This is a genomic window from Nocardia sp. NPDC055029 (assembly GCF_053608525.1).
In genome coordinates, this window is the sequence record NZ_JBSGVQ010000036.1 from 46,024 (window position 1) to 71,358 (window position 25,335).

At 69.3% G+C, this 25,335-nt stretch carries 21 protein-coding genes; 14 read left to right on the top strand and 7 right to left on the bottom strand.

The genetic code is table 11. The features are described from left to right. On the top strand, nucleotides 1–843 hold the full coding sequence (locus ACWF9G_RS26360) for a DegV family protein (RefSeq protein WP_379305033.1): 843 nt from the start codon (nucleotides 1–3) through the stop codon (nucleotides 841–843). A gap of 81 nt (nucleotides 844–924) precedes the next feature. Beyond that, nucleotides 925–1,575 (top strand): transcriptional repressor LexA, encoded by a 651-nt coding sequence (gene lexA / locus ACWF9G_RS26365; protein ID WP_452518550.1) that lies wholly within the window; start codon nucleotides 925–927, stop codon nucleotides 1,573–1,575. Nucleotides 1,576–1,586: 11 nt separating this feature from the next. Here lexA and ACWF9G_RS26370 read toward each other — a convergent pair whose 3' ends face one another. Further along, nucleotides 1,587–2,549, bottom strand: coding sequence for a DUF2332 domain-containing protein (locus ACWF9G_RS26370; protein ID WP_452518552.1), 963 nt, complete (start codon nucleotides 2,547–2,549; stop codon nucleotides 1,587–1,589). A 576-nt stretch (nucleotides 2,550–3,125) separates the two neighbouring features. Here ACWF9G_RS26370 and ACWF9G_RS26375 point away from each other — a divergent pair. The 5 genes from ACWF9G_RS26375 to ACWF9G_RS26395 all read left to right on the top strand — a co-directional run bounded on the left by ACWF9G_RS26375 (nucleotide 3,126) and on the right by ACWF9G_RS26395 (nucleotide 11,125). Continuing rightward, nucleotides 3,126–4,364 carry a cation:proton antiporter gene (locus tag ACWF9G_RS26375; RefSeq protein ID WP_452518554.1) on the top strand — a complete coding sequence of 413 codons (1,239 nt, stop codon included), beginning with the start codon at nucleotides 3,126–3,128 and terminating at the stop codon, nucleotides 4,362–4,364. 168 nt (nucleotides 4,365–4,532) lie between these two features. Then, nucleotides 4,533–5,510: a helix-hairpin-helix domain-containing protein gene (locus ACWF9G_RS26380; RefSeq protein WP_452518556.1), complete on the top strand. Its 978-nt coding sequence runs from the start codon at nucleotides 4,533–4,535 to the stop codon at nucleotides 5,508–5,510. 466 nt (nucleotides 5,511–5,976) lie between these two features. Next, on the top strand, nucleotides 5,977–8,769 hold the full coding sequence (locus ACWF9G_RS26385) for a ComEC/Rec2 family competence protein (RefSeq protein ID WP_452518558.1): 2,793 nt from the start codon (nucleotides 5,977–5,979) through the stop codon (nucleotides 8,767–8,769). Continuing rightward, the gene (gene holA, locus ACWF9G_RS26390) at nucleotides 8,729–9,700 is read left to right on the top strand and encodes a DNA polymerase III subunit delta (RefSeq protein WP_379305021.1); all 972 of its coding nucleotides are present in this window, start codon (nucleotides 8,729–8,731) and stop codon (nucleotides 9,698–9,700) included. The genes ACWF9G_RS26385 and holA overlap by 41 nt, the downstream gene beginning before the upstream one ends. A gap of 132 nt (nucleotides 9,701–9,832) precedes the next feature. Then, entirely contained in the window at nucleotides 9,833–11,125 is a 1,293-nt protein-coding gene (locus tag ACWF9G_RS26395) for an LCP family protein (RefSeq protein WP_452518559.1), read from the top strand. A 6-nt stretch (nucleotides 11,126–11,131) separates the two neighbouring features. Here ACWF9G_RS26395 and ACWF9G_RS26400 read toward each other — a convergent pair whose 3' ends face one another. Beyond that, nucleotides 11,132–11,377: a hypothetical protein gene (locus ACWF9G_RS26400; RefSeq protein WP_379305017.1), complete on the bottom strand. Its 246-nt coding sequence runs from the start codon at nucleotides 11,375–11,377 to the stop codon at nucleotides 11,132–11,134. Nucleotides 11,378–11,477: 100 nt separating this feature from the next. Continuing rightward, nucleotides 11,478–11,738 carry a 30S ribosomal protein S20 gene (rpsT, locus tag ACWF9G_RS26405; protein WP_019045815.1) on the bottom strand — a complete coding sequence of 87 codons (261 nt, stop codon included), beginning with the start codon at nucleotides 11,736–11,738 and terminating at the stop codon, nucleotides 11,478–11,480. A gap of 260 nt (nucleotides 11,739–11,998) precedes the next feature. Here rpsT and ACWF9G_RS26410 point away from each other — a divergent pair, with 260 nt between their 5' ends. The 4 genes from ACWF9G_RS26410 (at nucleotide 11,999) to ACWF9G_RS26425 (ending at nucleotide 16,328) form a co-directional block, all read left to right on the top strand. After that, complete coding sequence (locus tag ACWF9G_RS26410) at nucleotides 11,999–13,666, top strand: circularly permuted type 2 ATP-grasp protein (protein WP_452518561.1); 1,668 nt, start codon at nucleotides 11,999–12,001, stop codon at nucleotides 13,664–13,666. 5 nt (nucleotides 13,667–13,671) lie between these two features. Beyond that, the gene (locus ACWF9G_RS26415; RefSeq protein WP_379305013.1) at nucleotides 13,672–14,649 is read left to right on the top strand and encodes an alpha-E domain-containing protein; all 978 of its coding nucleotides are present in this window, start codon (nucleotides 13,672–13,674) and stop codon (nucleotides 14,647–14,649) included. Continuing rightward, entirely contained in the window at nucleotides 14,646–15,488 is an 843-nt protein-coding gene (locus tag ACWF9G_RS26420) for a transglutaminase family protein (RefSeq protein WP_379305011.1), read from the top strand. The genes ACWF9G_RS26415 and ACWF9G_RS26420 overlap by 4 nt, the downstream gene beginning before the upstream one ends. 66 nt (nucleotides 15,489–15,554) lie before the next feature. After that, nucleotides 15,555–16,328 (top strand): aquaporin, encoded by a 774-nt coding sequence (locus ACWF9G_RS26425; protein WP_452518563.1) that lies wholly within the window; start codon nucleotides 15,555–15,557, stop codon nucleotides 16,326–16,328. A 60-nt stretch (nucleotides 16,329–16,388) separates the two neighbouring features. Here ACWF9G_RS26425 and ACWF9G_RS26430 read toward each other — a convergent pair whose 3' ends face one another. Beyond that, complete coding sequence (locus ACWF9G_RS26430; RefSeq protein ID WP_379305007.1) at nucleotides 16,389–16,940, bottom strand: type II toxin-antitoxin system PemK/MazF family toxin; 552 nt, start codon at nucleotides 16,938–16,940, stop codon at nucleotides 16,389–16,391. 105 nt (nucleotides 16,941–17,045) lie between these two features. On the opposite strand from ACWF9G_RS26430, the gene lepA reads away from it, so the two are divergent. Then, nucleotides 17,046–18,893, top strand: a complete 1,848-nt coding sequence (gene lepA, locus ACWF9G_RS26435) for a translation elongation factor 4 (RefSeq protein ID WP_452518565.1) — start codon at nucleotides 17,046–17,048, stop codon at nucleotides 18,891–18,893. Nucleotides 18,894–18,896: 3 nt separating this feature from the next. Here the strand turns inward: lepA and ACWF9G_RS26440 are convergent, their stop codons facing one another. The 3 genes from ACWF9G_RS26440 to ACWF9G_RS26450 are packed head-to-tail and all read right to left on the bottom strand — an operon-like array spanning nucleotide 18,897 to nucleotide 21,270. Further along, nucleotides 18,897–20,159, bottom strand: a complete 1,263-nt coding sequence (locus tag ACWF9G_RS26440; protein ID WP_452518567.1) for a HAMP domain-containing sensor histidine kinase — start codon at nucleotides 20,157–20,159, stop codon at nucleotides 18,897–18,899. After that, nucleotides 20,156–20,848: a response regulator transcription factor gene (locus ACWF9G_RS26445; RefSeq protein WP_379305001.1), complete on the bottom strand. Its 693-nt coding sequence runs from the start codon at nucleotides 20,846–20,848 to the stop codon at nucleotides 20,156–20,158. The genes ACWF9G_RS26440 and ACWF9G_RS26445 overlap by 4 nt, the downstream gene beginning before the upstream one ends. 35 nt (nucleotides 20,849–20,883) lie before the next feature. After that, entirely contained in the window at nucleotides 20,884–21,270 is a 387-nt protein-coding gene (locus ACWF9G_RS26450) for a hypothetical protein (protein WP_379304999.1), read from the bottom strand. Between the two features lie 282 nt (nucleotides 21,271–21,552). Here ACWF9G_RS26450 and ACWF9G_RS26455 point away from each other — a divergent pair, with 282 nt between their 5' ends. Both ACWF9G_RS26455 and ACWF9G_RS26460 read left to right on the top strand, forming a co-directional pair. Continuing rightward, complete coding sequence (locus ACWF9G_RS26455) at nucleotides 21,553–23,460, top strand: hypothetical protein (protein ID WP_452518569.1); 1,908 nt, start codon at nucleotides 21,553–21,555, stop codon at nucleotides 23,458–23,460. Between the two features lie 105 nt (nucleotides 23,461–23,565). Beyond that, the gene (locus ACWF9G_RS26460; RefSeq protein WP_452518571.1) at nucleotides 23,566–25,335 is read left to right on the top strand and encodes a hypothetical protein; all 1,770 of its coding nucleotides are present in this window, start codon (nucleotides 23,566–23,568) and stop codon (nucleotides 25,333–25,335) included.

The window sequence follows — 25,335 nt, forward strand, 5'->3', positions numbered from 1 at the left end:
GTGGCCGTTGTGGTGGTCACCGATTCGGCGGCCGGGCTGTCCGCCGACGTCGTCGCCGAGCTCGGTATCGAAGTGGTGCCGTTGCATGTGCTCGTCGGCGACCGGGAGATCCGGGAGGGCATCGATCCCGTCGAGATCGACTACTCGACGGATTCGGTCACCACTTCGGCTGCCTCGCCGGGAGAGCTGCGCGAGGCCTACGAACGCGCGCTGAGCCATAGCGACGGCGACGGTGTCGTCGCCGTGCATTTGTCGCGCACCCTGTCGGCGACCTGGGAGTCGGGGCGGCAGGCGGTCCGCGATATGGGCGCCGAAGATCGTGTGCGCCTGGTGGATTCGCTCGGCGCCGGCTTGGCGACCGGTCTGCCTGTGCTCGCCGCCGCGCGCCGGGCCCGTGCGGGCGAGGCGCTGGATGCCGTCTACGAACGCGCGGTGGCGGCCGCCGCGCGCGCCCGCACATTCATCCTGGTCAACCGCACCGAACAGCTCCGCAAGGGCGGCAGGCTGAGCAGTGCCGCCGCGTTCTTCGGCAGCGAACTGGTGACGAAGCCACTGCTGCAGCTGGTCGAAGGCAAACTGGAGCTGCGCGAGAAGGTGCGGACCAGATCGCGTGCCTACGCGAAGCTGGTGGCGGCCGCGGTGGATGCCGCGGGCGGGGACGGCGCTGCGCTGGCCGTCCAGCATCTGGGGGCCGCCGATGCCGCCGAGACGATCGCCGCCCAGCTGCGCGAACAGGTGCCCGAGGTCGAGGAGCTCTACGTCGCCGAGTTCGGCCCCACCCTGGGCGTGCACCTCGGTGTCGGCGCGCTCGGCGTGCTCGTTGTGCCCGGCGGGTGTTCGTGACCGGCACCGAGTTCCGCTGCGGGCTGCCACGCCGGTAGCCTGCGCCGACGGTCTGAACCCGCGGGCATCTACGATGCCCCGGTGACCGGATACGACGACTTCGACTACCCCGACACCGCGCACCTGCCGCATCGCAGGCAACACATCCTCGCCGTGATCCGGGATTCGGTGCTCGCGCACGGCTACCCGCCCAGCGCCAGGGAGATCGCCGACGCCGTCGGCCTTCGCTCCACGTCCACGGTCTCCAAGCATCTGAAAGCGCTGGAGGAGGACGGCTTCCTGCGCCGCGGTGCCGCGATGACCCGCCCCATCGATGTGCGTCTGTTCCTGCGGCACGCACCGGCAGGCGGCTCCGGCGGGTCGGTGACCGTGCCCGTGGTCGGTGACATCGCCGCGGGCACCCCGATCCTGGCCGAGCAGCACGTCGACGACCTGCTCACCCTGCCGCGTGAACTCGTCGGCCGCGGCGAGGTTTTCGGCCTCCGCGTCCGCGGCGACTCGATGATCGACGCCGCGATCTGTGACGGCGACCTCGTCGTCGTCCGCAGCCAGCGCGAGGCCGACTCCGGTGACATCGTGGCCGCCATGATCGGTGAGGAAGCCACGGTCAAGGTGTATCGCCGGCGCAACGGCCATGTGCAACTCGAGCCCCGCAACCCCGCCTACTCGGTCATCGACGGCGACGAGGCCGTGATCCTGGGCCGGGTCGTTTCGGTGATGCGCAGGATCTGACGTCGACCGCGCTACGCCGGGCCGAACCAGTCCAGCGACTGGCCGTGCGGCCCGGCGTAGGCCACCGGCTCGCCGTCCACCGCGAGCACCATCCGCGCTGTGCCCGAGTCTGTTGCGGGCAGCCGGTCGGCGAACTCCGCGATCACACCGGTGCCCTCCTGGGACACCCAATGACAGGGCAGCGCACGCACCGAGGTGATGAACTCCTCGCGGGCCTGTGCGGGCAGATAGGTGAGCACCGCGCTGTGGAACACGACCACCGTGCTGTCGGGCGGCGCGGTGTGGACCAGTTCGGCGACCTTCTCGTTCACGTCGCCCGCCACCAGGAGCGGTGGATTCGCTGCAGCGATCGCGCAGGACGCTCGCAGCCTCGCGAGACGTTCGTCCTGTCCCGGCCAGACCAGTGCTTCCAGCCATTCCCGATCCCGGATGTCTCTCGCGTCCAGCGGGTTCAGGTCGACTCCGGCTCGATGTACCACTTCGGGTAGCCGAGCCGGTATCGGTGCGTCGCCGGTTACCGTGCACGGCAACACCACTGGGGACGGACCATCGGCGGGATCCAGTGCTGTCCCGTCGTAGCGGTAGCTGAAACGGTCCGGGTACAGGCACAGTCCCGCCGAGGCGCCGACCTCGATCAGCGCCAGCGGTCCGGGAAGCCGGGCGAGCACCGGTAGCAGTGTTGCCGCGCGGCCGGCTTCGTTCGTCTGGGTGCGTCTGGCCAGCGCTGTCGCCGAGATCGCGGGCCAGCGCGCGATCAGCTGCCCGCGGAACTCGCGGTAGGGCACCGCGATCGCGCCGTTCACGCGCGCGGCCGCCAGGATCAGGTTGGGTTGCTGCTTGTCCGTTGGCAGCTCGGCGATCAACGCCAGCACCGCGGGGTCCTCGGCGATGTCGACGGCCCGCCGAAGGTAGAGCGGGGAATTGCTGTGTACCTCGCGATACGCGAAGTCGCGGAATCGGTGTGCCAGGTCCATGGCACCATCCGTACGTCGTTTCGGCCATGCGCGCACCGTATTCGCTCGGACCGCGCGGATTCCGCGCTCAGCGCTCGCTGACCGGACGTTGTCCACAGGCTCGCCGTTGTCCACAGGTTCGTTTCCTGCGTCGCTTCGGCCCTGCCCGCCAGCTCGAGGTCGAGTTCGCCGCGCTGTGCGAGCAGGTGGGCGCCGGGCGACAGTCGGGGCGGGATCGTCTGGTCGGTCGGCGGCAGTATTTCTACGGCGTCGGCGCGCCAGAGGGCGCCCATGGGGTGATCGGAAACCGAGTGAGCGAAGTATGGGAGCCTCACCCGATTCGTGTGAAGCGTGAGCGGCACTTTCGGAGGAAGCTATTGCTGAACTGGCCTATGACGCCGGCCTGATACTGCGTGGCCGTGCAGTCGGCCGAGCGTACTCACGCCAGATTCTGTCCGACATCGCCTACCCGGATGGAAGGGAATACCGAGAGATGAGCATCGATCGCGACACCGTTCCGGCACGGATCACATTCGGACTTCCCGGCCACGGCCGTGGTGCGGGCGGACTGTTCCTGATCGTTTCCGCGGAGCACGCGTGACGTGGGCATTACCGACGATCGCCACGGTGTTGTTGATCTTCGCGTCGATCTCGGGACGGGTCTCGGGTACACCGATCACCGCACCGATGATCTTCACCGCCGCCGGCCTGTTACTCGGGGGCGTGTCGCTGAGGCTGATCGATGTGGAAGCCACCGCCGAGATCATCAAACTCCTCGCCGAGGTGACGTTGGCGATGGTGCTGTTTTCCGATGCCTCGCGGGTGGACCTGGCCGAGTTGCGTGCTGAGATCTCTCTTCCCGTGAGGCTGCTCGGAATCGGCTTGCCATTGACTATCGCGGCGGGTTTCGCTGTAGCGGTGGTCGTGCTCGGCGACCTCGCTTGGCCAGAGGCGCTGCTGCTCGCGGTCATTCTGGCTCCTACCGACGCCGCGTTGGGACAGGCGGTGGTCACGCTTCCGGTGCTGCCGGCACGGGTGCGGCAAGGCCTGAATGTCGAAAGTGGTCTCAACGACGGAATCTGCGTGCCCTTGTTCTTGATCGTGCTGGCGATCGCACACGCCGAATCCGGTGCGATCGGCGGCGGCGCCGCGGCACGGCTGGTCTCCGAACAGATCGGGTACGGCGTCTTGGCAGGACTGGTCGCCGGGGCGATCGCCGCCACGATCCTGGTCACTGCGCAGCGGCACCGCACAATCGACCCACTATGGGCGCAGATCGTTCCCGTCGCGGCCGCCCTACTCGGTTACACCGTCGCCGTGCCACTGGGCGGGTCGGGATTTATCGCGGCGTTCGTCGGCGGACTGACGTTCGGCACGATCCGCCGCCGCACCGCGAACGACAGCGACGACGCCGGCCTGCTCGACGAATCCGGCGACCTGTTCAACGCCGTCACCTTCATTGTCTTCGGCGCCGTGCTGCTCGGTCCCGCCCTCGGCCACCTGTCCTGGGCGGTACTGGGCTACGCGGTGCTGAGCCTCACCGTTGTCCGGATGGTCCCGGTCGCGCTATCGATGATCGGCACCCACGCCCGGGCCCCGACCATTGCCTTTGTCGGCTGGTTCGGCCCCCGCGGGCTCGCCACCATCGTCTTCGTCATCCTCATCCTCGAAGAACACCAGGAACTGCCCCACGAAGATCTTCTCTTGACCACCGCGGTCGTGACGATCGGACTTTCGGTACTGGCCCATGGACTCAGTGCCGCACCCCTGGCCCAGCGTTACGCCGCCTGGACCCGGCACCATCCTCGAGCCGAGCAGCACACGTCCCAGTCGTGACGTGGCCGCCTTTCCGATGATGACGACGAGGCCGACCAAGCCCTCGCCGTGCACGCGTGCGGCCGCCAGGATCGGGAGTTGTCCACAGGCTCGACGTTGTCCACAGGTTCGTTTCCCACCCAGGTCGGCGGCGGTTTGCCGAGGTCGCTGCCTCGTAGCGTCACTGCCATGTCACGACACGACGAGCACGAGCGGGTACGGCAACGGCTGGGCGGGCTGGCGGTACGCGAGAAGGTGGGACAGGGCGGCTTGCGCAGCGAGTCAGTTCGCGGACCCACACCGGCAGGGGCCCGCACCGATGGCGGCGCCGAGGGGCGTTGGGACGACGATGAACTCACGCCGTCGGGCGGGGAGGTGCGTGCGCCGGGTTGGCTCGACGACGGCGCGCAACCCGGCGGCCTGCAACGGCTTGTGCCCGAACGGTTCCGCGGGGCGCGCCTCGATCCCGGCCGCCGGGGTGCGCTGGTACTCGGCTTGGTGGGCCTGGTCGCGGTCGTGCTCACCGGCATCATCGTGGTGCGCGATCAGCCGACGCGGCAGGCGATACCGCCGGTGCCGGTAGTTCGTGCGGAGAGCATCGGCGGGCGAACCGAGCCGACCGCCACAGCCGCCGCGGTGGCAGGAACCGGACCGAGCGCGAGCACGGAAGTCGTTGTCAGCGTGGTGGGTTTGGTCGACCGCCCGGGTCTGCACCGTCTGCCCGGTGGCTCCCGCATCGCCGACGCCATCGAGATCGCAGGCGGTGCCCGAGACGGCGCGGACCTGGCGGGCTTGAACCTGGCGCAACGCCTGTCCGACGGCGATCAGCTCGTGGTCGGCGCGACCGGCCCCCAATCAGGACCACCACGCCTGGGCAGCACCATGATTGGCTCCGCCGACCCCGCCCCCGCTACCGCACCGAGCGCGGCGAGTGTCACGGGCACGAACACCGCCTCGAACGGAATAGGCGGCAAGGCTCGCCTCAACCTGAACACCGCGACGGCAGCGGAGCTCGACGCACTACCCGGCGTCGGACCGGTAACCGCCACAGCGATCCTCGCCTGGCGCTCGACCAACGGCCGATTCACCGATGTCGCCCAACTAGGCGAAGTAGACGGTATCGGCCCTGCCCGCCTCGCCCGCCTGCGCGACCTGGTGACGACATGACCAGGCCGCCCGATCCGGTCGGCATCGGCGAAACAACCGACCCCACCAGAGATACCGATCCGCAGGGCGAATGCCCGGCATCGGTCGGCCCCGCACCAACCTCAACCCCCAACCACCTGACATCGACGGCCGACCTCGTGGCATCGGTCGCAGACCCTGTCGCATTGGCCCCGGGCAGCGTCGCGTCGAGACCAGGCCACGTGGCATCGACCGCCGCACGTGTGACATCGGCTGCCGCAGTATGCGTCGGGTCAACTGCGGACAACGTGGCGTCGAGCGCCGACCACGTTGCTTCGCCAGGTGATTTCTCGCCCTGCTTCGTGGACTGTGTCGGACATTCGTACAGCAGTGTGGAATTCGGGTGCTTCGGGGTCGGGTCGGTCGTCGGGCGTAGTGCGGTACGAGGCGATGGCCCGGGCGCGAATCCGGCTGGCGAATGAAGGCGGCACCGCGCGAAGAGGAGGTGGTGGACGAGCCGGAGCGGCAGGTTCTCGATATGCGGCTGGTGCCTGCCGCACTCGGGTGTTGGGTTGCGACGATCGTTGCGGTGTCCCTTGGCTGGTTCGCGGGGCTGGTCCTGGCGGTCGGTGCCGTGGTGGTGGCGATCGGGTTATGGGTCGTGTTGTTGTGGGCGATCGCGCACAAGCGGGAGCGGTGGCGAGTCGTCGCGGTGGCGGGGCTGGCGACGATGCTGCTCGCGGCTGGTTTCGGGGCGGCGGGTGCGTGGCGTGAGTATCACGTGCAGGCGCACCCGTTGCGGGAATCGCTCGGGCGGTCGGTGACGGTGCTGGCCGTTGTCACCGATGACGCGAAACCGATGCGTGCCGGCGGGTTCGGTGGGCAGCGGCGGTGGATTGTCCATGCCGGGCTGCGCGAGTTCGGTGGCGGTGCGTCGACGATGCGGGTGGGTGGGGCGGTGGTCGTCCTCGCCGGTGGTGACGAATGGGCCCGCCTGTCGCCTGGGCAGGTGATCCGGTTCCGGGCCCGGGTGAGTGAACCGAATCGGGCGGATCTGACGGTGGCGACCCTGAACGCGGTGGCCGATCCGGAGCTCGTCGGCACCCTGCCGTGGTGGCAGCGGCTCGCCGCGGACGTGCGGGCAGACCTTGTCGAAGCAGCAGGGAGAGCGCTACCGCCCGCCGCGGCGGGCCTGCTACCGGCACTGGTCGTCGGCGATACCTCCGAACTGTCCGATGATGTTCGCGATGCGTTCGAAATCGCAGGCCTGCAACACCTTTGTGTGGTCAGCGGGGCGAATTTCACGATCTTGCTGACTGCGTTGCTGGCACTCACCCGGCTGCTCACGGCAGGTCCGCGCACCAGCGCCGCGGCAGCCGCCGGGGTGGTTGTGCTGTTCGTCGTCCTCGCGCGTCCCGACCCCAGTGTGCTGCGCGCGGCGGCAATGGGCTCGGTGACGGTGCTCGCGCTGCTCACCGGCCGGCGCAAACAGGCACTGCCTGCGCTCGGTGCCGCCGTGATCGGATTGCTCGGTGTGGCACCGCAATTGGCGGTGAGTGCGGGATTCGCGTTGTCGGTGCTCGCCACCGCGGGGCTGATCCTGCTCGCCCCCAGCTGGGCGGATTGGCTGCGGGCACGCGGATGGTGGCGTGCGCCCGCGGAGATCGTCGCGGTGTCCGCCGGGGCCTTCGTCGTGACGCTGCCACTCATGGTCGCGCTGTCAGGACGGGTGAGTCTCGTGGCGATCATCGCGAACGCACTCGTCGCGCCGGTGGTCGGGATCATCACGGTGATCGGGGCAGTGGGCGCGGTGCTCGCGTGCGTGTGGGACGACGCGGCGGTGTGGGCGCTGTGGTGCGCACGCCCACCGCTGTGGTGGTTGCTCTCGGTCGCCGACTACACGGCCGCTGTACCCGGTGCCACCGTCACGGTGCCGTCGGGCCTGACCGGAGGACTGGTCGCAGCGGCGATCGTCGTCACAATCGTGGCGGCCTTGCGCTGGTCGAAGACCCGTCGGCTCCTCACTGTCGGAGCCCTGGGCGTCGCCGTGGTGCTCGTCCCGGTGCGGCTCTGGCAACCCGGATGGCCGCCCGACGGCTGGGTACTGGCCATGTGCGACGTGGGCCAGGGGGACGGCCTCGCGCTCTCGGTCGGACCCGGCGCGGCCGTGGTCATCGACACGGGCCCCGACCCTCGCCCGATCCGCCGCTGCCTCGACCGGCTACACATCACCCAGATCAGGCTCCTGGTACTCACCCACCCGCACGCCGACCACATCGACGGCCTGGCCGGCGCACTCCGCGGCCGCACCGTCGACGCCATCGCGACGGCTCCAGGCGAACTCCGCGCCACTAGCGACCACTGCCCGGACGACAGGCATCCCCACACCCCACCGGCACCTACCACCCGACCACGCCACTCCTCCGGGAACTCGGAACAGTCACTCCCAGGCCAGGCGTCCATGCCGGCGACACCCGCGACAGCACCCCATCCCGCGCCCGGGCCTGAGGCTTCTGCATCGCCCTCGGCAGATGTGGCGGAAGTGTCCGGGGGACATCCAGCGCACCCCGGCGAGGTGACAGCGTCGTGCTCGGGCGGAACTGCCGAGGGTTCACGCGATCGAACCCGCAGTGAATCAGCTGTAGCGCAGCGGCATTCGGCTGATCATGGCACTGGGTCCGGCGGTGTCGAGCGGGTTGTCGAGATCGCGAAGTTTGCCGGAATCCCGCTGATGGAACTCCATGCGGGGCATGTGCTGACCTTTGGGGCAGTGGAACTGGCGGTGCTCGCACCGAGCCGTGAGGTGCCGTCCTCACTGGAATTGGACGAAGCCAACGATCGGTCCCTCGTGCTGAAGGCACACACCGCAGTGGGTTCGATCCTGTTCACCGGTGACATCGAGGCCGCCGCACAGTCCCGTGTGCTGCACGACAATGACATCCGCGCCGACATCCTCAAAGTGCCACATCACGGATCCCGCACCACCACACCGGAATTCCTCCGAGCGGTCCGGCCACGCCTGGCGTTGATCAGTGCCGGAACCGACAACACGTTCGGTCATCCACACCCCACGATCACCGCCGCTCTGGACACACTCGGCGCCACCACCGCCCGGACAGACCGCCATGGTGATGTCATCGTCCTCGGCACCGCCGCCGACCTACGGACGGTGACCTCCCGCCGTCGGACCCGCGGCGGTCACGGTCGGCTCGGAGACCGCGGGCGATCAGCCTGTCGGTGGCCGAACGTAGGATCGCCTCGTGAGCGAACGCCCTGCCGCGGTACATCTGGTTCTCGGTGACGAGGAGCTGCTGGTCGAACGCGCCGTGGCGCAGGTGACCGGGCAGGTGCGGGCGGGTGCGCCCGATCCGGAGTCGGTGCCGGTCGACCGGCTGCGCGCCGGTGACGCGAGCACTGCCGAGCTGGCGGAGCTGCTGAGCCCGTCGCTGTTCGCCGAGGACCGGGTGATCGTGCTCGAGTCGGCGGCCGAGGCGGGCAAGGACGCGGTCGCGGTGATCACCGACGCCGCGGCCGACCCGCCCGCCGGGGTGGTGCTGATGGTGTTGCACTCGGGCGGTGGCCGGGCCAAGGCGCTGGCGCCCGCGTTGCAGAAGCAGGGTGCGGTGGTGCACGAATGCGCCAAGCTCACCAAGGCCTCCGAGCGGATGGAGTTCGTGCGCGGAGAATTCCGCGCTGCGGGGGTTCGGGTGGCCGCCGACGTGGTGCAGGTGCTGATCGAGTCTGTCGGCTCCGAACTGCGCGAACTCGCCGCCGCCTGTTCACAGTTGGTCGCCGACACCGGCGGCAAGGTCGATGTGAACGCGGTGCGCCGCTACTACTCCGGTCGTGCCGAGGTCACCGGCTTCGACGTCGCCGAACTCGCTGTCGCGGGCGATCGCCCCGCCGCGATGGAAGCCCTGCGCTGGGCCACCGACCGCGGCGTACCGCACGTCCTGCTGGCCGACGCCCTCGCCGACTCCGTGCACACCATCGCCCGGGTCGGCTCCGCCGGCCGCGGCGACCCGTTCAAACTCGCCCAGCAGCTCGGCATGCCCCCCTGGAAAGTCAAGAAGGCCCAAGCCCAGACCCGCGGCTGGAACCCCGCCACCATCGGCACCGCCCTCCAAGTGGTCGCCACCCTCAACGCCGACGTCAAGGGCGGCGCCGCCGACGCCACCTACGCCCTCGAACACGCGCTCTCCCGCATCCTCGACCTCCGCGCCGCAGGCTGAACCCAGGACGTCGGTGCCGCTCCTGATCGCACAGCTGGGGCACCACCATGAAGCGACACGCCGTGCCGCCATGTAATCGGGATCGAATCGCGATGTCTTCCCGCTATCAGAGCTGGCACAGTTGATCATGACATGGACGACCCGACGGTTAGCCGGACCGGGGAGCGCGAGCTAGGTCGACGCGCTCGCAGTTCGGCGGGCTGGTGGGCCAGGGGCGTGGTCAAGGGGATGGCGGCCGGTCTGTCGGCCGTGGTGGTCGCGGTCACCGCGTACGGGTGGTCTACCGCGGGCACCTTCGACGCGGGGTTTCTGCGGTCGCAGGCCATCGAAGACGACGCGCCCCATTCGCTCGGTGGCGATCTCAACATCCTGTTGATCGGGCTGGATACCCGGCGCGATCAGAACGGCAACGAGCTGCCGCGCGAGGTGCTCGACCAGCTGCACGCCGGTGACGGGGACGAGGGCGGGTACAACGCCAATACGCTGATCCTGGTGCATATTCCGGCCGCGCTGAACAAGATCGTCGCGGTGTCCATCCCGCGCGACAACTACGTGCCGGTCAGCGGCATCCCCGGCTATACCCACGCCAAGATCAAGGAGGCGTACGGGTTGAAGAAGGCCGCCGTGCAGGACCAGCTGATCGCGCGCGGCGTCACCGATCAGCGGCGGCTGGAACAGGCGGGACGGGAGGCGGGGCGGGCCGCGATCGTCAGGACCGTGCGTGAGCTGACCGGCGTGCCGATCGACCGGTTCGCCGAGGTCACCCTCGCGGGCTTCTACGATCTGGCCGCCGCGCTCGGCGGGGTGGAGGTGTGCCTGAATCATCCGGTGCGCGACCTCGAGTTCTCCGGCGCCGACTTCCCGGCAGGCCGCCAGCATCTCGATCCGGCACAGGCGCTGGCCTTCGTGCGGCAGCGGCACGGCCTGGAGAACGGCGACCTGGACCGGACGCACCGTCAGCAGGCGTTCCTCACCTCGGTGGCCCGGCAGTTGCGCCGCGCGGGCACCCTCACCGATCCGGGCAAACTGGGGCAGCTGATGGAGGTGGCGCACCGCAATATCGTGCTGTCGGACGGCTGGAACATGACCGAGTTCGTGCGCACCCTCGGCACCGCGGAGAACCCGCAGGTCGAATTCCGCACGCTACCGGTTCTTCGCTTCGACGTCGTCAACGGCCAGGACGTGAACATCGTGGACCGGCAGGCGATCCGCCGCGAGATCGCCGCCGCGTTCGGGATGCCCGTCCCCGCCGCCACGACGACCCGGCGCACGGCGGCGCGGACGGAACCACCCGCCGCGTGGCCGGGCGAAACATCCACGGGCGCCCGGCAGACCAGCACGACCGCGCCGGTGTCGGGGACTCCCGACGCGGGCAAGCCGGTCCGCGGCGACATCACCTCGGGGCAGATCCCCTGTGTGAACTGAGCCCGATCAGTCGCCGATGACGGCGAGCTGCTCCTCGTCGTCCTCGAGGTCCTCGTAGCGGCCCTCCCACTCGTCGTAGAGCGGGACCTCGTCCTCCCTGGTGACGATCCACGCGGCCGTGAAGCCACCGTCCTCGTCGGGCACCATCACGTTCTCGATCTTGAGACCGATCCCCAGGATCTCCGCAGCGCGGATCACCTCGGCCAGGTCGTCGCCTCGTACCACCGTCTGATTCGCGTACACCGTCAACATGCGCGGAATGGTAGCCGACGACAAAAGCCGCCGTGGTCATCGAGGCCACGGCGGCTGCGTCTTGCGAAGTGTTGCTGAGCGGGTACCAGGCCCGCTCCGATCAGATCTTGTTCAGAGCCAGCGCGAGCGCGGACTTCTTGTTGGCCGCCTGGTTGGCGTGGATGACGCCCTTGGAAGCGGCCTTGTCGAGCTTGCGGCTCGCGAACTGCAGCTGCTCGGCAGCCTTTTCCTTGTCACCGCTGGCGGCAGCTTCACGGAAGTTGCGGATCGCGGTGCGCAGCGCGGACTTGACCGACTGGTTGCGCTTGCGCGCCGCCTCGTTGGTACGGATCCGCTTCATCTGGGACTTGATGTTGGCCACGCCTGTATCCTCTGGTTTCCTGTCGCTGGGTGGTATGCCTTGAAAGCTCGTCGGGCGCGCGCCCACGATGCAGCAGATGGTGCTGAACTACGGGTAACACCGCGCCGAAGATCGAGGTTACCAGCTCGGCACCGCCGGGCGAAATCGGGCATCGACCGCGCGGTCGTGCGCCCTAGGCGGATTTCACCCGTTTCAGGTGATGCAAGAAATTTACCTGTGTCTCACACGGCCTCGCTCCCGGGTGATGCACAGTTTTTCTCATGACCTCCACCACAGCGCCGAGTTCGGCTCGATCCGCATCACCGGCGTTGGTGCGAACGAACGGTCACCCGGCACACACCGGTTTGTTCGAGGGGTACGGGCCGGGCCGCTTCGCCGACGCCTTCGACGAGATGTTCGACGCGGCGGGCCGCGTGCGGGCTCCCTACAAGGGCATCCACGCCGCGATGGCGGCCAACGACGTCGGCGATCTGGCCAAACGCTCCGACGCGCTGGACCGGGCGTTCATCGATCAGGGCATCACCTTCTCGCTGTCCGGGCAGGAGCGGCCGTTCCCGCTCGACCTGGTGCCGCGGGTGATCGCGGCCGCGGAGTGGGCCAAGCTCGAGCGCGGCATCAAGCAGCGGGTGACCGCGCTGGAGTTGTTCCTCGCCGACGTCTACGGCGAGCAGAACATCCTGCGCGATCAGGTGATCCCCAAGCGGCTGGTCACCTCGTGCGAGCACTTCCATCGCGAGGCCGCGGGCCTGGTCCCGCCGAACGGGGTCCGCATCCACGTCTCCGGCATCGACCTGGTGCGCGACGAGCGCGGCGACTTCCGCGTGCTGGAGGACAACCTGCGCTCGCCGTCGGGGGTGTCCTATGTGATGGAGAACCGGCGCACGATGGCCAGGGTCTTCCCCGATCTGTTCTCCTCGCACCGGGTGCGGGCGGTCGGCGACTATCCCGCCCACCTACTCCGGGCGCTGCGGGCTTCCGCGGCGCCGAACGAGGCCGACCCGACCGTGGTCGTGCTCACCCCCGGCGTGCACAACTCCGCCTACTTCGAGCATTCGCTGCTGGCCAGGCAGATGGGCGTGGAACTGGTCGAGGGCCGCGACCTGTTCTGCCGCGACAATGTCGTCTATATGCGGACGACGGCGGGTGAGCGGCAGGTCGACGTGATCTACCGGCGCATCGACGACACCTTCCTCGACCCCATGCACTTCCGGCCGGACTCGGTGCTCGGCATCGCCGGCGTCCTCAATGCCGCCCGCGCGGGCAATGTGGTGATCTCCAGCGCGGTCGGCAACGGCGTCGGCGACGACAAACTCGTCTACACCTACGTGCCGACGATCATCGAGTACTACCTCGGCGAGAAGCCGATCCTGCCCAATGTCGACACCCTCCGCTGCTGGCTCGACGAGGAACGCGAGGAAGTGCTCGACCGGGTCGGCGAGCTGGTGGTCAAGCCGGTCGAGGGGTCGGGTGGCTACGGCATCGTCATCGGGCCCGACGCGACGCCGCGCGAGCTGGACACGATCAGGCGCAAGATCAAGGCCGACCCGCGCGGCTGGATCGCCCAGCCGGTGGTGCAGCTGTCCACGGTGCCGACCAAGATCGGCAACGACCTGGCGCCCCGGCACGTGGACCTGCGCCCGTTCGCGGTCAACGACGGCGAGGACATCTGGGTGCTGCCCGGCGGGCTCACCCGGGTCGCGCTGCCCGCGGGCTCGCTGGTGGTGAACTCCAGCCAGGGCGGCGGCAGCAAGGACACCTGGGTGCTGGCGGGTCGCTCCGGCCCGGTCGACCGGGAACTGGCGGGCCCGGAACTGGTGAGTGATCCGCCGCAGGCCGATTCGTTCGAGATCGGCCGCGAGCTCAGCGCGCCGCAGGCCAATCAGCAACAGCAGCAACAACAACAGACGCAGCGGCTGATCGGGGAATAACACACATGCTTGCTCGTAACGCCGAATCCCTCTTCTGGATCGGCCGATACGTCGAGCGCGCCGACGACACCGCGCGCATCCTCGACGTCGCCGTGCACCAACTGCTCGAAGACGCCACCGTCGACGCCGACCGCACCTCTCGCGTGCTGCTGAAGGTGCTCGGCATCGAACCGCCCGACGGCCTGCGCCTAGATGTGTGGTCGGTGACCGACCTCGTCGCGTTCAGCCACGACCACGGCGTCTCGATCAGCGACTCGATCGGCAAGGCCCGCGAAAACGCCCGTGGCGCACGCGAAGTCACCTCCAGTGAGATGTGGGAATGCCTCAACGCCACCTACAACGGGCTGGCGGCGGCGGAGAAGGCGGCGCGCGGCCTCGGCCCGCACGAGTTCTTCTCCTACATCAAGGACCGGGCCGCGATGTTCACCGGTCTGACCGACTCGACGCTCTCGCGCGACGACGGCTACCGGTTCCTGCTGCTCGGCCGGTCCATCGAACGGGTGGACATGATGGTGCGCCTGCTGCTCTCGCGCGCAGGCGACCGCACCTCCTCGCCCGCCTGGGTGACGGTGCTGCGCTCGGCGGGCGCCCACGACACCTATCTGCGCACCCACCGCGGTGCACTCGACGCGGCAAGGGTCGCCGAATTCATCCTGATCGACCGGCTTTTCCCGCGCTCGGTGTTCCACACGCTGCGCGTCGCCGAGGCCTGCCTGACCGAGCTCGACCAGCGGCCGGGCAGTCGCGTCGGCGCGCGGCACGAGGCACAGCGAGTGCTGGGCCGGGCCCGCAGCGAACTCGAATTCCTGCCGCCCGGTGTGCTGCTGGAGGACCTGCAGAACCGGCTGCTCGCGCTGCAGAAATCGTGCCGCGAGGTGAGCGAGGCCGTGTCCCGCCAGTACTTCCATGCCGCACCGTGGGTGGCGTGGACCGATGTGCGCAGCAGCTCCGACGGGCGTGTGCAGGTGGAGGGGGAGCTGTGAGTTGGCGGATCAGGGTGGTGCACACCACCGGTTATGTCTACGCCGCGCCGGTGACGCGGTCGTTCAACGAGGCCAGGCTGACCCCGCGCGCGGACAGCAGGCAGAACGTGATCCTCAATCGCGTCGAAACCGTGCCCGCCACCAGGTCGTATCGCTACACCGACTACTGGGGCACCGCGGTCACCGCGTTCGATCTGCACGCGCCGCACACCGAACTGGAGGTGACCGGGTCGTCGGTGGTGGAGACCGAGCCGTTCGCCGAGCCGGCCGAGGAACTGACCTGGGACGAACTGCGCGGCGGACGGATGGTCGATCGCTTCGACGAAATGCTCGGTCCCACCGCCTATGTGCCGCGTGACCGCAAGCTCGCGACTGTCGCCCGCCAGCTCGCCCGCGGGGAGGAGCCCGCCAAGGCGGTGGTGCGCGCCGCCGAGTGGGTGCACAAGGAGATGGACTACATCGCGGGCACGACCTCGGTGCACACCTCGGCGGTGGAGGCCTTCGCCGAGCGGCGTGGCGTCTGCCAGGACTACGCGCATCTGACGCTGGTGTTGTTGCGCAGCATGGGAATTCCCAGCCGGTACGTCTCCGGCTATCTGCATCCGAAGCCGGGCGCTGGGATCGGCGAGACGGTGGCGGGGCAGTCGCATGCCTGGGTGGAGGCCTGGACCGGGCAGTGGTGGGGCTATGACCCGACCAACAATCTGGCTGTCAACGAGCAGCACGTCTCGGTCGGGGTCGGGCGCGATTACGCGGATGTGCCACCGCTGAAAGGGGTTTTCTCCGGCGGTGGCTCGACCGACCTGGAGGTCGTTGTGGAGGTCACCCGCCTGGCGTAATGTCCAGTTCGCTCGTGCGGACCCCGCTCGCCGCGGGGATGATTCCTCCCGGAGAGGTGGTGGCCGATGCCCACTGCACAGGAACTCGTCGAACCCGAGGTCGTATCCGAGCCGAAGAAGTGGGCCGCCGAAGGACTCGGCACCTTCATCCTGGTGATCTGTGGCGTCGGCACGCTGGTGCTGGCAGGCGACCGGGTCGGTTCGCTCGGCGTCGCCTTCGCGTTCGGCCTTGCGCTGCTGTTCCTCGTCTACGCGATCGGGCCGATCTCGGGATGCCACGTCAACCCGGCGGTCACGCTCGGACAGCTGCTGCTCGGCCGGATCTCGGCCGTCGGCGCCGCCGGGTATGTGATCGCCCAGTTGATCGGCGGCTTCCTGGCCGGGCTCGTACTGTTCGCCCTGGCCAAGAATTTGCCCGCCTACGACCGCTCGGTCGACGGGCTCGGCGCCAACGGCTGGGGCCCGCACAGCCCCTCGGCGGTGCGCGGTCCGCTCGGTGAGGTCGTCGTCCAGAACGGTTACGGCCTCGCGGCGACGATCATCATCGAGGTGATGCTGACCGCGCTGCTGGTGTTCGTGGTGCTGGCCTCCACCGACCAGATCTCCGATGTCCCGCTGGCCGGGCTGTCGATCGGTGTCACCCTCACGGTGATCTACCTGGTCTCGCTGCCGATCGACAACACCTCGGTGAACCCGGTGCGCAGTCTGGCGGTCGCGCCCTACCAGGACGGGGCGATGGGCCAGGTGTGGGTGTTCGTCGTGTTCCCGCTGGCAGGCGGCGCGCTGGGTGCGCTGATCTACGGGTTGATCTTCGGACGATCCAGGGACGTGCTGAGCTAGCGGTCACCGAACGACGAAACCCCGATCCGGCACGGGCTGGATCGGGGTTTCCTGTTGTGTTCAGCTCCAGCTGTATTCGGCGACGAGCCGGTGGGCGACCAGGTCGAAGGTCTTGCGCTCGACGATGGCGCCTTCGCGCCGGATGCCGTCCTCCGGCACGTCGAGCACCCGGTCCAGCCGCACCCAACTGGGGCGTCCGTCGTGGTCCCACGGGCCGGAGCCGATCCCGACCCAGTTGCGGTCGTGCGCGCGTTCGGCTTTGGACGACAGCATCAGCCCGAGCAGGGTCTTGCGATCGCGCCCGACGACCAGCACCGGCCGGTCCTTGCCGTTGGACGGGTCCTCCTCGTAGGGCACCCAGGTCCACACGATCTCGCCCGGATCGGCACGGCCGTCGAGCTGCGGGCAGTAGACGATCTGCCGGGCCCGGTGGGCGGTGGGGACCGGCGTCGACGCGGTCGGGCGGACCGCGACGGCGGGTTCCGGCTTGGCCGCCAGTGCCGCCACCAGCTTCTCTAGCAGCCGCGGCCCCTGCTTGCGCACGATCTTCGGTCCCTGCTCCTTGGCGATGACGCCGAGTTGCTTGCCGAGAGTGTTCCAACTGCTGGCCATCCCTGAAATATAACGGTGACTCGCGCTTCGGTGCACCGGTGACAGGGGGGCGATTCGGCCCATGGGACGATAGAAGCAGTTCGCCGATACCCCTCGAGGAGTGGAGTGGCTTCCAGTTTTGCCGATACGACGTTCACCGATCCGTCCCGGATCCGGAACTTCTGCATCATCGCGCACATCGACCACGGCAAGTCGACCCTGGCCGATCGGATGCTGCAGCTCACCGGTGTGGTCGAGGAGCGGGCGATGCGCGCCCAGTACCTGGACCGGATGGACATCGAGCGCGAGCGCGGCATCACGATCAAGGCGCAGAACGTGCGCTTGCCGTGGAATGTCGACGGCGAGGACTATGTCCTGCACATGATCGACACCCCGGGCCACGTCGACTTCACCTACGAGGTGTCGCGCGCGCTCGAGGCCTGTGAGGGCGCGATCCTGCTGGTCGACGCCGCCCAGGGCATCGAGGCGCAGACGCTGGCGAACCTGTACCTGGCGCTGGAGAAGGATCTGACGATCATCCCGGTGCTCAACAAGATCGACCTGCCCGCCGCCGACCCGGACCGCTACGCCGCCGAGATCGCCCACATCGTCGGCTGCGAGCCCGACGACGTGCTGCGGGTGTCGGGCAAGACCGGCGTCGGTGTGGCCGAGCTGCTGAACAAGGTGATCGCCGAGGTGCCGCCGCCGGTCGGTGACGCCGACGCCCCGGCACGCGCCCTGATCTTCGACTCGGTCTACGACACCTACCGCGGCGTGGTCACCTACGTGCGTGTGGTCGACGGCAAGCTGACCCCGCGCCAGAAGATCAAGATGATGTCCACCGGCGCGCAGCACGAGCTGCTCGAGATCGGCATCGTCTCGCCCGAGCCCAAGCCCACCCAGGGCCTCGGTGTCGGCGAGGTGGGGTACCTGATCACCGGTGTGAAGGACGTACGTCAGTCCAAGGTCGGTGACACCGTCACCACCGCCCGCGACGGCGCCACCTCGGCACTGGCCGGCTACCAGGAACCGCGCCCGATGGTCTACTCGGGCCTGTACCCGGTCGACGGCTCCGACTACCCGGATCTGCGCGATGCGCTGGACAAGCTGCAGCTCAACGACGCGGCGCTGACCTACGTGCCGGAGACCTCGGTGGCGCTCGGCTTCGGTTTCCGCTGCGGCTTCCTCGGTCTGCTGCACATGGAGATCACCCGCGAGCGCCTGCAGCGCGAGTTCGGGCTCGACCTGATCTCCACCGCGCCCAACGTGATCTACCGGGTCGTCATGGAAGACGGCGCCGAGCACATCGTCACCAACCCGTCGTTCTGGCCCGAGGGCAAGGTGCGCCAGACCTACGAACCGGTGACCAAGTGCACCGTGATCGCGCCGAGCGAGTTCGTCGGCACCATCATGGAGCTGTGCCAGAGCCGCCGCGGCGAGCTGCTCGGCATGGACTACCTGTCGGAGACGCGCGTGGAAATGCGCTACACGCTGCCGATGGCCGAGATCATCTTCGACTTCTTCGACTCGCTCAAGTCGCGTACGCGCGGTTACGCCTCGCTCGATTACGAGGAGGCGGGCGAGCAGTCGGCCGCGCTGGTGAAGGTCGACATCCTGCTCCAGGGCGAGGCTGTCGACGCGTTCAGCGCCATCGTGCACAAGGACGCCGCGCAGGCCTACGGCAACAAGATGACCACCAAGCTGCGCGAACTCATCCCGCGTCAGCAATTCGAGGTGCCCATCCAGGCCGCGATCGGCTCGAAGATCATCGCGCGCGAGAACATCAGGGCGATCCGCAAGGACGTGCTCGCCAAGTGCTACGGCGGTGACATCAGCCGTAAGCGCAAGCTGCTCGAGAAGCAGAAGGAAGGCAAGAAGCGCATGAAGACCATCGGCCGGGTCGACGTGCCGCAGGAGGCCTTCGTGGCCGCGCTGTCCTCGGACGCGGCGTCGGACAAGCCCAAGGGCAAGTAACTCTCACCCAGGCTCGGCGGTGACGCGCACCAGCAGGCGCGTCCCGCCGAGCGGGCTTTCGGCGAGTTCGGCGGTGCCGCCGTGCAATTCGGCCTGTTGCCGGACCAGAGCCAGGCCCAGACCCGAACCGGGTGAGCCCGGTCGTTTGGCGAAGCGGTCGAAGGCGATGGGGGACAGGTGTTCCGGGATCCCCGCGCCATTGTCGTCGATGGTGATCTCGATCCCGTCGGCGCCGGTGCTTGCCGCCACCGCGATCTCGGTGGCATTGCCGTGCGCGACCGCGTTGGCGACAGCGTTGGTGACGATCAGCATGATGCCGCCGGGCAGGCCGGTCATCGGGACCGGGTCGCAGGCCGTCAGCGTGATGTCGACGCCGGGCTGCGCGCGCCGGGCGTTCTGGATGGCGCGATCGAGGGTTTCGCACAGCTCGAACGGTTCGAACGCGTCCGCGTCGGTCAGTTCGCCGACGGCGAGACGTTCCAGATCGGTGAGTGTGCGCTCGATCTGGCGCTCGGCGGCCAGCACGTCGGCGAGGACGGCCCCGCGCTGATCGGCGGGGAGTTCGTCACCGGCGAGGACCTGCAGGTCGGTGCGCATCGCCGTGAGCGGGGTGCGCAGTTCGTGCGCGCAGACCGCGGCGAAATCGCGGGCGCCTGCCAGTGCCTGTCTGGTCTCGCCGTGCGCGGTCTCTAGCCGCGCCAGCATCCGGGTGATCGCGTCGGAGAGTTCCTCGGCTTCCCTGGCGCCGCGGCCGGACAGTGGCGGGAGTTCGTCGAGGGTGTCGATCTCGTGGGTTGCGGTGGCCAGCCTGCGCAACGGTCGCGCGGCGAAACCGGCCAGCACCCAACCCAATCCGGCGGCAACCAGCACACCGGCGACGCCGATGCCGAGGCCGATCAGCTGGCTGCGGGTGATCGCGGCGCCGACCAGGTCGCGATCGGGATTCAGCCGGACCAGCAGGCCGGGCGCGCCCTGGACCCGAGCCAGCGCGGGGTCGGTCGGCACGGCCATCGGCGGCCCTGGCAGCGCGGTGGCATCGGGGAACGGGCGCATATCCGTCGGCACCGGAATCGGCAGGGCGGGAACACCGTCGAGGCGTTCGGCCACCTGGACGTGCATCGTCGACACCGTCTGATCGAGCTGCCGGGTGCCCGCCACCTTCAGCAGCGCCGCGTAGGTGAGGCCGAGGGTGATCGCGACCAGCGCGGCCACCACCGCCGACACCACGGCCACCCGCATCCGCAGCGACCACGACCCGGTGCTCACGGGCGCTCGCGCAGGACGAATCCGACGCCGCGCACCGTGTGCACGACCCGCGCGACGCCGTCGGTCTCGAGCTTGCGCCGCAGATACGAGACGAACACGTCGACGACGTTCGTGTCGGTGGCGAAGTCGTAACCCCAGACGGCGGACAGGATCTGCTCGCGCCCGAGCACGATGCCCACATTGTCGGCGAGCATCGCCAGCAGCTCGAACTCGCGTTTGGTGAGCTCGACCTGTCGCCCACCGGCGTGCACCCGATGGCCTGCCAGATCGATGTCCACCTCGCCCACCCGCACCGTCTTGCCCTGCGGCACAGCGGTTGCGGCACTGCGGCGCAGCAGCGCGCGCAGCCGGGCGACCAGCTCGCCCAGGTCGAACGGTTTGGTGAGGTAGTCGTCGGCGCCGCGCTCGAGCGCCGCGATCCGATCGCTCACCGCGCTCCGGGCGCTGAGCACGCAGATGGGGATGTCGTTGCCCATCGCCCGCAGGGCGGTGACCACGCCGACGCCGTCGAGCTCGGGCATGTTCACGTCGAGGACCATGGCGTCGGGCGCGGCGGAGCGCACCAGGGCGAGCGCGCGGGCGCCGTCACCGGCGGTGACGACGTCGAAGCCCGAGAGTTCGAGGCCGCGCCGCAGCGACGCCAGCACCCTGACCTCGTCGTCGACGACCAAGATCTGCTGTCCGGTCATCCGTCCACCCTAGTGCGATCCATCGTTTCTCCTGGTCAGCGCACGTGCGGCGGACGAATCACCACGACGCCACCCGGCGCGTCGCCGTGCTCGGCGCGCTCGCAGTCGCCCGGCAGCTCGACGCTCGGTTCACCCGGCCGCGCGGGCAGTGCGGGCAGCGGCGTGGCGGGCTCGCCCTCGAAGTGCTCGAGGTGGATGCGTGGTCCCGGCGCCACCCCGTTCGGTAGCAGCGGCAGCGCGGGCACGCCGGGTGCGCCGGGCGCGGAGCAGATGATCAGCGTCCGCTCGGGCCCGATCTCCCTGGTCACGGCGGGATCGGCGGTCGCGGCGCCTGCGACGCCGGCGATGGTCCCGGTCAGCAGCGCGAAGCCGCCGACGAGGGCGACGGCGCGGGCGCGGCGGCGTTGGGTGATGACGGTCATGGTCTTCGACTCCTCCGGTGGGGATTTCGGCCGGTCGGATCGACCGGCGAAACCGACGCTAAGCAGCCGATCTTCACGCTCCGTTGAGCAATCGTTAGAGTTCTCTTGGGATCGCGACCCCCCCGATTCCACCGGGTCGCCGAAATACGTTGCTCGCCATAAGGTGGTACCAACCGTTCTGGTCGAAATGACAGTTCGGTGTTCCGGAAATAGTGTTGGATGATCTTCACTTCGCCTCGACCGTGGTGGGGGGCCGACAGTGATGCGAGTGTTGGAGCATTGATGACGCGTGATCTGGGTTTCGATGACGGTGCCGCGCGCGCAGAAGGGACCGATACCGCCTACCGCGTCGCCAACGGTGTCGCCCGCGTAGCCCGGGCGGGCGCCTACGTCACCGGTGGCGCCTTGGTCGCCGCGAACGGCACCGACACCAGCAACGCCGACAGCAACGCCGACAGCCGCTACGCGGGCTGGTCATCGAAGGTTTCTTCCGATCCGAGCCCGGACGCGCCGAGCCCGGTCGTGACGTTCCCCGATCTCGCGGATCTGCCCGCGCCCGTGGCGCCGCACGCCCCGTTCGCCGCGCACCCGCCTGCCGCGCCTGCCGCGCCTGACGTCTCGATGGTCGCCCGATCCACCGAATCCGAGTGGCGCCCAGAGATTCCCGGCTCCGACGGCGACACCGACATCCGCATCCCCGGCGTCGGCGACCACTCGTCCGGCTTCGGACTCCCCGGCTACGCACCCGTCCAGTCCGGCTTCGGCGACGACGAGGACAACCAGCTCGGCCTGCCGAACTCGCCTGGCTTCGGCCTGCCCGGCCATGGCATCGGCATCCCCGGCTTCGACGGCCTGCCCGGCAACGGTGTCGGTATCCCCGGCTTCGACGGCATCGGCCTGCCCGGCGGACCCGGCGCTCTGCCCGGCGCCGGCGGTGCGGCCGGTTCGCCGCCCGCCGACGGGCCGTTCGACGGCATCGGCGACATGTTCGACGGCATCGGTGCCATGGTGAACACCGAATGGCAGGTCGACGCGCACGTCGGCCTCGACGGAGTGTGGTTCACCTCGCAGATGAAGGTCACCGGCCAGGTCGGCCAGGTCGGCGATCAGCTCGACGACTACGGCAAGTGGCTCGGCGACGGCCTGAAGGTTCCCGGCGACACCACCGGCGGCGCGACGGGTGGCGGCATGACCTCGCCCACCGGCCCCAGCCTGCCCGGTTCCTCGTCCTCCGGTGTCGGCCTGCCCGGCACGACCACCGCGCCGTCAGGCGTGGCACCCGCGCCTGCCCCGGCGCCCGCGCTGGCCCAGACCCCCGTGACCGCGCCTGCCACGGCACCCGCGCCGATCGCACCCGCCCCGGCTCCGGTCGCGCCCGTCGCGCCCGCGCCGGTCGCCACCAGCCCGGTGGTCAGCACACCGCTGCAGACGACCATCCAGCCCGATGCCGCGTCCACGCCGATCGCCAACGTCTTCGGCGGTGCAGGCGCCGCCTCGCCGCTGACCGCGCCCGCCGCCTCGGTGCCCGCGCTGTTCGCGCCGACCAAACCCGTTGTGGTGCCGGATGTCACCGGTGGCAGCTCCCCGTCGACGGTTCCGGTGACGGTGCCGTCCAAGCAGCCGACGGTCGATCTCGACACCCCGACGACGGTGAAGCTGCCCGATCTGCCCAAGCCGACAACGGCTCCCACCATGCCGGAGATCACAAAGCAGCCCCAGGTCACCGTGCCGCCGACCGCGGGAAACAGCGGCACCAAGCCGACCGTCCCGGACGACGGCATCGACACCACCAAGCCGGGCACGACCGGCGGTGTCACGGCGCCCTCGACCAACCCGAGCACGCCGACCGTCGACGTGCCCGACCCCACCGGCTCGCAGCCGACGGCGACGGTGCCCACCCAGCAGCCGACCGCGCCGACCCAGCAGCCGACGATGCCGACCAAGCAGCCGACCGTCGACATCGATCCGCCGACCGTGGTCACCCCGCCGCCGGTGGTGACCGTGCAGCCGACCGTGGCTCCGGTGAAACCGCCGGTCATCGACACGAAGCCGATCGCCGCCGACTTCGATCACCAGCCCGACAGCTACCATGGCGTGTCGGCCGGACTGTTCGATTCCGGGGTTGGCGGCGCTGATCTTTCGGGTGCCGTGTTTCCCGCCGAACACCATGGGTATGACTTCGTCATCTGACGACCAGGTCGTCTGACCAAATGACGTGGTCCCAGTCTCGGCCGGGCACCTGAAACGAGAGTGAGGAACAGGTTGTCTGCCGCTGCCGGACTGCAGGCTGCGACGGTGAAGCATCCGGATGTGATGGCTCCGGTCGTGTCCCTTGTCGACGAATTGCGGGAACTGGTCCGCAGCGGCGGCCGGGACGACCTCGACGCGCGGCTCGGGATGGTGCGAGCCAGGCTCAGCGACACCAGGGTTCGCCTTGTCGTCGTCGGTGAACCGCAGGCCGGGATGAGCACGCTGGTCAACAGCATGGTCGGCACCCCGGTCAGCGCCACCGACGGCAAGCCGAGCGTCCCGGTGATCGTCGAGTACGGGCCCGCGCCGGCCGCGACGCTGGTGAAGTCGGCCCAGCGCGGCCGCGTCGAGCGGGTGCCCGTCGACCCGCTGAACCCCGGCCCCGCGCTGACCGCCCTCGGCGTGCTGCGCGCGGAGTTCGCCGAGCCGAGCCCGCTGCTGGCCGACGGCCTCGTGGTGATGGACGCCCCCGGCGCCGCCACCCACGAGAGCGCGGCCTGGTCGATGATCGCCGCCGCCGACGTGGTGCTCTACGCCGCCGACGCCGCCGCCGAGCTGACCGAGGCGCAGCTGGACTACCTGCGCCGGGTCGAGCAGGTGTGCGCGTCGGTGGTGTGTGTGCTCACCAAGATCGACCGCAACCCGCACTGGTCGCTGACCCAGCGGCGCAACCGCGCGCTGCTCGACGGCGCCGGACTGAATTTCGCGGTCGCCCCGGTCTCGGCGCTGCTGCACCGGCAGGCCGAGGAGACCGGCGACCAGCAGCGCGACATCGAGTCCGGGATACCCCAGCTCATCGATCACCTGCACGACTATGTTGTCGCCCAGGCCGATTCGGTCGCCGTGGCCGCCGCGGTGCGCGATATCGCCCTGGTCACCGATCAGCTCGGCGTCACCCTGCGGGCCGAGGCCGAGACCCTGCGCGATCCGCGCAGGCGTGCCGAGATCACCCAGCGACTCGCGGCCGCCCGCGCCGAGGCCGATCAGCTGCGTCAGCGCACCGCCACCTGGCAGGTCACCCTCGTCGACGGCAGCTCCGAGCTGAGCGCCGACATCGAACACGATCTGCGGCATCGACTACGCACCCTGGTCCGGGAGGCCGAGGCCGAGATCGCCCGCACCGATCCGGCGCGCAAGTGGTCCGATTTCGCCACCGAGCTCGACGCGCGGATCTGCGAGGCCGTCGAGGAGAACTTCGTGATGGCGCACTACCGCGCCGTCGAACTCGCCGAGCAGGTGGCCACGAAGTTCCCGCCCGACAACCGCACCCCGCCGCTGCCCGAGCTGCGCCTGACCAACCCCGGCGACGTGCTCGATCCGGTGCAGCCGCTGGAGACCCTCGAAAGCGCGAAATCCAGTGTCGGACAGCAGGCGCTCTCGGCGCTGCGCGGTTCCTACGGCGGCATCCTGATGGTCGGTCTGGCCACAAGCCTGCTCGGAATGTCGCTGGTCAACTGGTATTCCGCGGGCGCGGGCGTGCTGCTGGGTGTGAACGCGCTGTGGGACGACCGCCGCAACCGCAAGCAGCGCAGGCAGTCCGAGGCCAAGGTGGCCGTGGCCCGGCTGGCCGACGACGTGATCTTCCAGGTGGGCAAGGAATCCCGCAACCGCCTGCGCACCCTGCAGCGGGTGCTGCGTGACCACTACACCGAGATCGCCGCCGAGGTGGGCCGCACCGCCGAGGAGGCGTTGCGCGCCGCCGAGGAGACCGGCCTGCGCTACGGCGACCACCGCGAACTGCGCATCACCGAGATCGATGCGGGCCTGCGCACGCTGGCCGGGCTACGGGAACGCGCCGAACGTCTCACCTACTGA

What these genes read in the sequence shown, in the direction of transcription:
- ACWF9G_RS26370 (WP_452518552.1), bottom strand. Translation starts at nt 2,549, where the DNA reads ATGGACCTGGCACACCGATTCCGCGACTTCGCGTATCGCGAGGTACAC.
- ACWF9G_RS26380 (WP_452518556.1), top strand. Translation starts at nt 4,533, where the DNA reads ATGTCACGACACGACGAGCACGAGCGGGTACGGCAACGGCTGGGCGGG.
- ACWF9G_RS26395 (WP_452518559.1), top strand. Translation starts at nt 9,833, where the DNA reads ATGGACGACCCGACGGTTAGCCGGACCGGGGAGCGCGAGCTAGGTCGA.
- ACWF9G_RS26400 (WP_379305017.1), bottom strand. Translation starts at nt 11,377, where the DNA reads ATGTTGACGGTGTACGCGAATCAGACGGTGGTACGAGGCGACGACCTG.
- ACWF9G_RS26410 (WP_452518561.1), top strand. Translation starts at nt 11,999, where the DNA reads ATGACCTCCACCACAGCGCCGAGTTCGGCTCGATCCGCATCACCGGCG.
- ACWF9G_RS26415 (WP_379305013.1), top strand. Translation starts at nt 13,672, where the DNA reads ATGCTTGCTCGTAACGCCGAATCCCTCTTCTGGATCGGCCGATACGTC.
- ACWF9G_RS26425 (WP_452518563.1), top strand. Translation starts at nt 15,555, where the DNA reads ATGCCCACTGCACAGGAACTCGTCGAACCCGAGGTCGTATCCGAGCCG.
- ACWF9G_RS26430 (WP_379305007.1), bottom strand. Translation starts at nt 16,940, where the DNA reads ATGGCCAGCAGTTGGAACACTCTCGGCAAGCAACTCGGCGTCATCGCC.
- ACWF9G_RS26445 (WP_379305001.1), bottom strand. Translation starts at nt 20,848, where the DNA reads ATGACCGGACAGCAGATCTTGGTCGTCGACGACGAGGTCAGGGTGCTG.
- ACWF9G_RS26450 (WP_379304999.1), bottom strand. Translation starts at nt 21,270, where the DNA reads ATGACCGTCATCACCCAACGCCGCCGCGCCCGCGCCGTCGCCCTCGTC.
- ACWF9G_RS26455 (WP_452518569.1), top strand. Translation starts at nt 21,553, where the DNA reads ATGACGCGTGATCTGGGTTTCGATGACGGTGCCGCGCGCGCAGAAGGG.